Origin of the sequence: Streptomyces vulcanius, assembly GCF_042653945.1 — a bacterium.
GTDB classification, from domain to species: domain Bacteria; phylum Actinomycetota; class Actinomycetes; order Streptomycetales; family Streptomycetaceae; genus Streptomyces; species Streptomyces mangrovi.
Map to the genome: position 1 here is coordinate 197681 of NZ_JBHSFK010000020.1, position 7376 is coordinate 205056.

The following is a 7376-nucleotide window of genomic DNA, read 5'->3' on the forward strand; positions in this document are numbered from 1 at the left end:
GATGGTTGTGTCCGGATGGTTGATTCTCCAATAGTGAGAAGCTAGTTTCCAGACCATGGATCAGTTCCTGGCCTTCACGGTGGTCGGCCTGAGCACCGCCGCGATCTACGCCGTGATCGGCAGCGGTCTGGTGCTCACCCATACCACGGCCGGCGTCTTCAACTTCGCGCACGGCGCGGCCGGCATGCTCGCGGCCTTCGCCTACTGGCAGCTGGCCGTCGGCTGGGGCTGGCCGGTACCACTCGCCCTCGCCGCCGTCCTCCTCGTCCTCGCGCCCGCCTTCGGACTGTTCGTGGAACGGGTGCTGATGCGCCCGGTGCAGGCGCTCGGCGAGGCGGAGCGCCTGGTCATGACGGTCGCCCTGCTCACCGGATGCATCGCGCTCGCCCGCTGGGTCTGGGACCCCAACACCCCCCGCCCCCTCAACCCCTTCTTCGCCGACCGCTCCGCCATCCGGCTCGGCCCGACCGCCGTCACCTGGCACCAGGCCGTCACCATGGCGGTCGCCCTGGCCGTCGCGGCCGGCCTCTGGTTCCTCCTGCACCGCACCCGCTCCGGCACCGAGATGCGCGCCTGCGTGGACGACCGTGCCCTCGCCGGGCTCACCGGCGCCGACCCGCTGCGCGCCGGGCGGCTCGCCTGGGTGCTCGGGATCCAGCTCGCGGCCGTCGGCGGCATCCTCATCGCGCCGACCGTCGCGCTCGACGCCCAGCAGCTGTCCCTGCTCATCGTCAGCGCCTACACCGCCGCCGTCTTCGGCCGGCTGCGCAGCCTGCCCCTCACCTTCCTGGGCGCGGTCGTCGTGGGCCTGCTGGAGGCCTACCTGGCCGGCTACCTGCCGCAGAACGACTACCTCCCCGGGCTGCGCCTGGCCGCCCCCGCCCTGCTGCTCTTCCTCGCCCTGCTCGCCTTCCCGCACCGCAGGCTGCGCGGCCGGGACCGCCGGCTCGTCCCCGTCCCGCTGCCCGGCCGCCGCGGCGCCCTGCTGCTCGCGGGCGCCGTCCTCGGCCTCGCGCTGGTCCTGGTCACCGTCCTGTCCGAGGAGGCCCTGGTCTCGTACGGCGCGATCTTCGCCCTCGGCGTCGTCGCCCTGTCGTACGTCCCGCTCGCCGGGTTCGCCGGGCAGGTCTCCCTGTGCCAGCTGTCCATCGCCGGGATCGGCGCGGTGGTGTGGGGTCACCTCGGGGCGCACGGCGAGCTGTGGGCGCTGCCGGTGGCCGTGCTGGTCACCGCGGCCGTCGGCGCGCTGATCGCCGTACCGGCACTGCGGCTGTCCGGCATCTACCTCGCGCTCGGCACCTCCGCGTTCGCCGTCGTCCTCGACCGGTGGATCTTCACCCTGCCCGCCTTCGACGTTCTCGGTGTCCGCATCGCCCTGTTCGACCAGGGCTCGGTGTCCGTCACCGGACCCGACCTGTTCGGACTGCGTCTGACGACCCCCGCCGAACTGCTTCTACTGGCCGCCGGCTGTCTCGCGCTCGCCTCCCTCGGCGTGGCCGCGCTGCGCCGGGGCCGGTACGGGCGGCGGCTGATCGCCCTGCGCGACAGCGAGGCCGCCTACGCCACCCTCGGCGGCCGGCTCCTCGGCGCGAAGGTCGCCGTCTTCGCCCTCTCCGCCGGAATCGCGGGCCTCGGCGGCGCCCTGTACGGCATGCAGCTCCAGACCGTCACCGCAGAGCAGTTCAACCTCGTCGCCGGGCTGCCCATCTTCCTGATCGCGGTCATCGCCGGGCTCGGCTACGTCGGCGCCGGGCTCTTCGCCGGTGTCGCGTTCGTCCTACCGACCCAGCTGCTCGGCGAACTCGGCACCTGGGCGCAGGACTTGTCCGCGCTGCTGATCGCGCTGGCCGGAATGGGGCTCGCGCACAGCCCCGGCGGGATCATCGGCCGGTTCCGTGCCGAGTGGGCTCCGCTCGCTCAGAACCGGGTGCTGCTCGGGGCGTTGGGCGGAGCCCTCGCGGTGTGCTGGCTGCTCGCCGCCCTCGACACGGTGAACGGCTGGCTGCTGCTGGCCGTCGCCCTCGCGGCGGCCACGGCGCTGCGGATCCGCGCGGCATCGGGTCAACAGCCGTCACCCGAACCGCCGTTGGAGTGGTGGGGAGTACGCCGCCCCTGGCGGCCCGAGGACGGGGAGGTGCTGGGCCGTGCCACTGCTGCAGGCTGAGGAGGTGACCGTCAGCTTCGGCGGACGCCGGGCGCTCGACACGGTGTCGCTGGCCGCCGAGGCGGGCCGGGTCACCGGGCTCATCGGGCCCAACGGGGCAGGAAAGAGCACCCTGTTCGACGTCGTTTCGGGGCTGCGCCGGCCACGCGGGGGCCGGGTCCGGCTCGACGGCCGCGACATCACCCGCGAGGGCCCCGCCCGCCGCGCCCGGCGCGGGATGTCGCGCACCTTCCAGCACCTGGAACTCTTCGGCCGGCTCACCGTGCGCGACAACCTCCTCGTCGCCGCCGAACTCGGCCCCGAACGCCGGCACGCCGCCCGCACGGCCGACGCCGTGCTCACCCGGCTCGGGCTCACCGACCGCGCCGACGAGCCCGCCGACGCGCTGCCCACCGGCCTCGCCCGGCTCGTCGAGGTCGGCCGCGCCCTCGTCCTCAGACCCCGCGTCCTGCTCCTCGACGAACCCGCGGCCGGCCAGGACGCCGAGGAGACCGAGCGGTTCGCCGCGCTGCTGCGCTCCCTCGCCGCCGACGGCACCGCCGTCCTCCTCGTCGAGCACGACATGGGCCTGGTGATGAGCGTCTGCGACGAGGTGTACGTCCTCGACCTGGGCGCCGTGGTGGCCTGCGGCCCGCCCGCCCGGATCCAGCAGGACAAGACGGTCCTCGCGGCCTACCTGGGGGAAGCATGAGCCTGCTGGCGCTCTCCGGCGTGCGCGCCGCGTACAACGGCATCACCGTGCTGCACGGGGTGGACCTGGAGGTCGCCGCCGGTCAGGTGGTAGCCCTCCTCGGTCCCAACGGCGCCGGGAAGACGACCGTGCTCAAGGTCGCCTCCGGCACCCACCGCCCCAGCGGCGGACGCCTCCTCCTCGGCGGACGGGACGCCACCGGCGTCCGCCCCGGCGACCTCGCCCGCGCGGGCGTCTGCCTCATCCCCGAGGGCCGGGGCGTGTTCCCCAACCTCACCGTGCGCGAGAACCTCCTGATGATGACCTTCACCGGGCGCGCCCGGGAGGACATCGAGGAAGCCGCCTACGCCCGATTCCCCGTCCTCGGCAGCCGCCGCACCCAGCACGCGGGCACCCTCTCCGGCGGCGAACAGCAGATGCTCGCCCTCGCCCGTGGACTGGCCACCGATCCCGCCGTTCTCCTCCTCGACGAACTCTCCATGGGGCTCGCCCCGCTGGTCGTCGCCGAACTCTACGAACTCGTCGCCGAGATCGCCCGGCAGGGGGTCGCCGTACTCGTCGTCGAACAGTTCGCTGCCGCCGTACTGAAGATCGCCGACCACGCCGCCGTCCTCGTCCGGGGCCGCGTCCAGTGGCAGGGCCACCCCGACAGCTCCCTGCACGCGGAACTCTCCTCGTACTACCTGGGGAGCGCGCGGTGAGGACGCGCAGGAACGCCGTACGAACCGGCCGAGGAGTGTCCGATGAGTCCGCTGAGCCCGATGAGTTCGCTGAGTCCGCTGAGGAGAACCCCATGACCACGACCCCCGTGTCGTCATCGCCCGCCGCCGGACAGGCCGACCGAGCCGACCGGACCGACGAGACCGAACGGGTCGACCGGGCCGAGCGGTTCGTCCGCGAGCTCGCCGCGCTGAAGATCCCCGACCCCGCCGCCGCGCGCGCCGCCCTCTGGCTGCGGCTCGGCGGACTGCTGATGCTCGCCGGACTGGTCCTCGGCGGACTCGCCTTCCCGCTCGCCCACGCCACCGACTCCCCCCTCGGCCAGGGCGACGCCCTCGCCCTCGGCCTCGGCGGAGTCGCCGCCGCCGTGGTGGGCGGCGCGCTGTTCCTCCGCTACTCCCTCACCGGCTTCCTGCGCTTCTGGCTCGCCCGCCAGTCGTTCGACCTGGACCGGCTCGGCGAGCGCCTCACCGCCCCCGCTCCAGCCCTCGCCCCCGCTCCCGCGCACGAAGGAGAACCGCGCCATGGCGTCACCCGCACCGACCCCGCGCCCCGGTGACCAGCTCGCCGCGGCCACCGGTACCACCCGCGTGATCGTCATCCGCGCACCGGAGGGCGGCGCCGGCGCGATCGAGTGCGGCGGCGTCCCGATGGTCCCCGCCCGGCAGGCCCCCGCGGCACCCGCCGCCGGTGAGGCCCCCGGCGCCCTCATCGGCAAGCGGTACGTCGACGCCGCCGACACCCTCGAACTTCTGTGCACCGCCTCCGGGGCGGGCCCGCTGACCTACGGAGGGCAGCCGCTGACCGTCAAGGCCCCCAAGGCGCTGCCCGCCTCGGACTGAACCGTCCCGAGCTCCGTACTCACCTGGTGGACGCCCTCTTGACGTCGGACGGGGGCGGATCGACACTCGATCGGGAATCCTAGTGAACAGGTAGGGAAGCATGGGGCGTCTGGAGACGGCCATCGGCCGAGTGAACCGTACGGCATGGTCGTCGCCCCTTCTCACCTCCCGCCGTCACATCGACCTGCAGCGCGTCTGCAGCGCGATCAGCCCCTAGCGCGTCTCCTGCCGGATCGACCGGCCCGGGGCGCGGCGGCTCCACGCGCCGGAACCGGTGCGCGGGGGCACCCCATCGCCCGCGCCCGCCGACGCCACGGTTCCCCGCTGAGCCGATCCGGACGACACGCCCCAGGGCCGAGCCGCCCCACCCCCTCACGCCAACAGCGTGCGCGGGAGGGGACGGCCTCCCGTCCCGATGCCGCATCCGCCGCGCACACCCCCAACGCGCCGTCCTTCGGGGAGAGACATGACCGTCACACCGCCGGCCGCCCACCTGACCGCCCGCCCCGCCCCCGCCTTCCGGGGTCGCATCGGCCACGACTCGCGCAGCGGCCACTACGCCGTGCCGCGCCGCTACCGCCTCCACCTGTCCACCGCCGACCCGGACGGCCTGCGCATCGCCGTCACCCACAGCCTCCTCGGCCTGGACCGGGCCTGTCCCGTGATGCTCCTGCCCGCCGTCCCCGACTGTCCCGACGGCGGCCACTCCGCGGTGCGCCCGCTCTACGACGCCAGCGCCCACCGGTACACCGGACCCGCCCTCGCGCCGGTGCTCAGCGACGACTGGTCCGGGCGGATCGTCTCCACCCACGGCCCCGACATCGCCCGCGACCTCGCCCGGCGGTTCGGCGGCGGCCGGCGCGCGCTGTACCCGTGCGGCGCCGAGTCGGCGGTCGAGGCCGTCGAGCGGATGTGCGCGCGGGGCATCCAACGGGCCGCACAGCGCGCCGGAGCGGCCGACGCCGAGGAGAGCGAGCGCACCGCCGCCCTCGACTCCCTCCTCACCACCCTGGGCGTGCTGGAGCAAGGGCTCGCCGTGCAGCCGTATCTGATCAGTGATCAGATCACCGCGGCGGACGTCGAGTTGTGGGTCGCGCTGGTTCAGCTGGACACCGTGCACCGCCACCACCTCGACGCGGACGCCGTCCACCGTGTCGCCGCCCATCCCGCCCTGTGGGCCTACGCCCGCCGGCTGACCGCCCACCCCGCCTTCGGCGCGCACCTCGACCTCGACGGCATCGCCCGCCGCCACCACGCCCGCTGCCAGGGCCTGGAGGCCGCCGGCTCCGCCGTGCAGATCCTGGACTGGGCCGCCCACACCACCCGCACCCACCAGCCGTTCCAGCCGGTGGACCGGCATTGACATTCGTTCGGGCGGCTGTCTTTACTAACGCCCAGAACGGTCATGAGCGTCAGCGACAAGCCCTGGCTTGCTGACCGGCAACCCTCGCACCGCGGTGGGGTGCCCCAGGTGACGACCGGACCGGATGCCGTATCACCACGGCGATCCGGTAAGCGCGAGGCCCCCAGGGGCCGGAAAAGTGACGGAGACACACATGTACGCAGCTCTCAGGACGGCCCCCCGCCGCCCCCGGGGCTGCGTACGCCCGTCGGTACAGCCCCTCGTCGCCGACCGCTCCGTCGATCTGCTCCGCGTGAACAGCGCACTGTGTACCGCACCGGGCCGCGCCCGCTGCCGGGGCTGACACCTCACCTCAGCCCCCGCATCCCCGACGAACACCGCCCGAGCGGTGTGCCCTCGTTCGCCCAGCCCCCGGTCCCGTGTGCTCCCGCGCCCCGCCCGCCTCCACGGCGGCGTGCGCCGGCCGCGCCCCGGGGTGTCCGACTCTGCTGCCGGAGCCCTCCATGAGCCGACCCCCAGGCGCCGTCGCGTCCCTCCCCACGACACCACCCGCCGACACGCCGTCAAAACCGCTCACCGCCCAACGAGTTCAGCCACTGCGCCGACCGGGCCGCTGGATCGCCACCGCCGTCGTCCTGGTGCTGGTCGCCCAGTTCGCGCACGGACTGGTCACCAACCCCTTCTACCAGTGGGACCGCTTCGGCTACTGGTTCCTGCGCCCGGTGATCCTCGACGGACTGCTGATCACCCTCGAAGTGACCGCCTACAGCGCGGTGCTGGGCCTCCTGGGCGGCATCCTGCTGGCCCTCGCCCGGCTGTCGAGGAGCCCGGTGCTGCGCGCGGTCAGCTGGACCTACGTATGGGCGCTGCGCTCCATCCCGCTGATCGTCGTCCTGCTCTTCCTCTACAACTTCAGCGCCCTGTACCGGACGTTGAGCCTGGGCGTTCCCTTCGGCCCCGCCTTCCTCACCTTCGACGAGTCCCGGCTCGCCACCGACATGGTGATCGCCGTCGTCGGCCTCAGCCTCAACGAGGCGGCCTACGCCGCCGAAGTCGTCCGCGGCGGCATCCTCTCCGTCGACCAGGGCCAGCACGAGGCCGCCGCCGCGCTCGGCCTGCCCAAGCGCTACCAGTTCTGGCGGATCGTTTTTCCGCAGGCCTTGCGGTCGATCACCCCGAACTACGTCAACCAGCTGATCGGCCTGGTCAAGGCCACCTCACTGGTCTTCTACGTCTCGCTGCTCGACCTGTTCGGCACCGCGCAGACCATGGGCGCCACCTACCCCGGAGACATCGTGCCGCTGCTGCTGGTGGTCACCGTCTGGTACCTCATCCTCACCAGCCTCGTCTCCGTCGCCCAGTTCTACGTCGAGCGGTACTACGCCCGGGGTGCCACCCGTTCCCTGCCGCCGACGCCGTTGCAGAAACTGCGGACCGCTCTCGACGAGTTCAGGGCGCGACTGCGCAAGGAGGCCGCTGCCTAATGCTGAAGTCAAGCCACGAGACGAAGAGTTGGCCGGGCTTCGAAGGGCCGACGGTCACGCAGGATGGCGTAGAGGACGTTGACCTTGCGCCGGGCGAGTGCGATCAGGGCCT

General features: G+C 73.3%; 8 protein-coding genes and 1 riboswitch. All 8 genes read left to right on the top strand.

All coding sequences use genetic code 11. The features are described 5' to 3' along the window. Positions 1 to 55 precede the first annotated feature (55 nt). The 8 genes from ACFPIH_RS29095 to ACFPIH_RS29130 all read left to right on the top strand — a co-directional run bounded on the left by ACFPIH_RS29095 (position 56) and on the right by ACFPIH_RS29130 (position 7264). On the top strand, positions 56 to 2164 hold the full coding sequence (locus ACFPIH_RS29095; protein ID WP_381178425.1) for a branched-chain amino acid ABC transporter permease: 2109 nt from the start codon (positions 56 to 58) through the stop codon (positions 2162 to 2164). Then, complete coding sequence (locus ACFPIH_RS29100; RefSeq protein ID WP_381178428.1) at positions 2145 to 2855, top strand: ABC transporter ATP-binding protein; 711 nt, start codon at positions 2145 to 2147, stop codon at positions 2853 to 2855. The genes ACFPIH_RS29095 and ACFPIH_RS29100 overlap by 20 nt, the downstream gene beginning before the upstream one ends. Continuing rightward, complete coding sequence (locus tag ACFPIH_RS29105; protein WP_381178431.1) at positions 2852 to 3556, top strand: ABC transporter ATP-binding protein; 705 nt, start codon at positions 2852 to 2854, stop codon at positions 3554 to 3556. The genes ACFPIH_RS29100 and ACFPIH_RS29105 overlap by 4 nt, the downstream gene beginning before the upstream one ends. A 92-nt stretch (positions 3557 to 3648) precedes the next feature. Further along, complete coding sequence (locus tag ACFPIH_RS29110; RefSeq protein ID WP_381178434.1) at positions 3649 to 4134, top strand: hypothetical protein; 486 nt, start codon at positions 3649 to 3651, stop codon at positions 4132 to 4134. Then, complete coding sequence (locus ACFPIH_RS29115) at positions 4100 to 4417, top strand: hypothetical protein (RefSeq protein ID WP_381178437.1); 318 nt, start codon at positions 4100 to 4102, stop codon at positions 4415 to 4417. The genes ACFPIH_RS29110 and ACFPIH_RS29115 overlap by 35 nt, the downstream gene beginning before the upstream one ends. A gap of 100 nt (positions 4418 to 4517) precedes the next feature. Beyond that, positions 4518 to 4634, top strand: a complete 117-nt coding sequence (locus ACFPIH_RS29120; RefSeq protein ID WP_381178440.1) for a putative leader peptide — start codon at positions 4518 to 4520, stop codon at positions 4632 to 4634. Positions 4635 to 4883: 249 nt separating this feature from the next. Then, a complete protein-coding gene (locus ACFPIH_RS29125) occupies positions 4884 to 5780 on the top strand; it encodes a glutathione S-transferase C-terminal domain-containing protein (RefSeq protein ID WP_381178443.1) in 897 nt (298 codons plus the stop codon). A 38-nt stretch (positions 5781 to 5818) separates the two neighbouring features. Next, positions 5819 to 5941, top strand: a riboswitch (SAM riboswitch). A 342-nt stretch (positions 5942 to 6283) separates the two neighbouring features. Continuing rightward, on the top strand, positions 6284 to 7264 hold the full coding sequence (locus tag ACFPIH_RS29130; RefSeq protein WP_381178446.1) for an amino acid ABC transporter permease: 981 nt from the start codon (positions 6284 to 6286) through the stop codon (positions 7262 to 7264). Positions 7265 to 7376: the final 112 nt, after the last annotated feature.

Bases quoted from the DNA above. Each gene is read 5' to 3' on its own strand.
- ACFPIH_RS29110 (WP_381178434.1), top strand. From the start codon at position 3,649: ATGACCACGACCCCCGTGTCGTCATCGCCCGCCGCCGGACAGGCCGAC.
- ACFPIH_RS29095 (WP_381178425.1), top strand. From the start codon at position 56: ATGGATCAGTTCCTGGCCTTCACGGTGGTCGGCCTGAGCACCGCCGCG.
- ACFPIH_RS29125 (WP_381178443.1), top strand. From the start codon at position 4,884: ATGACCGTCACACCGCCGGCCGCCCACCTGACCGCCCGCCCCGCCCCC.
- ACFPIH_RS29115 (WP_381178437.1), top strand. From the start codon at position 4,100: ATGGCGTCACCCGCACCGACCCCGCGCCCCGGTGACCAGCTCGCCGCG.
- ACFPIH_RS29130 (WP_381178446.1), top strand. From the start codon at position 6,284: ATGAGCCGACCCCCAGGCGCCGTCGCGTCCCTCCCCACGACACCACCC.
- ACFPIH_RS29120 (WP_381178440.1), top strand. From the start codon at position 4,518: ATGGGGCGTCTGGAGACGGCCATCGGCCGAGTGAACCGTACGGCATGG.
- ACFPIH_RS29105 (WP_381178431.1), top strand. From the start codon at position 2,852: ATGAGCCTGCTGGCGCTCTCCGGCGTGCGCGCCGCGTACAACGGCATC.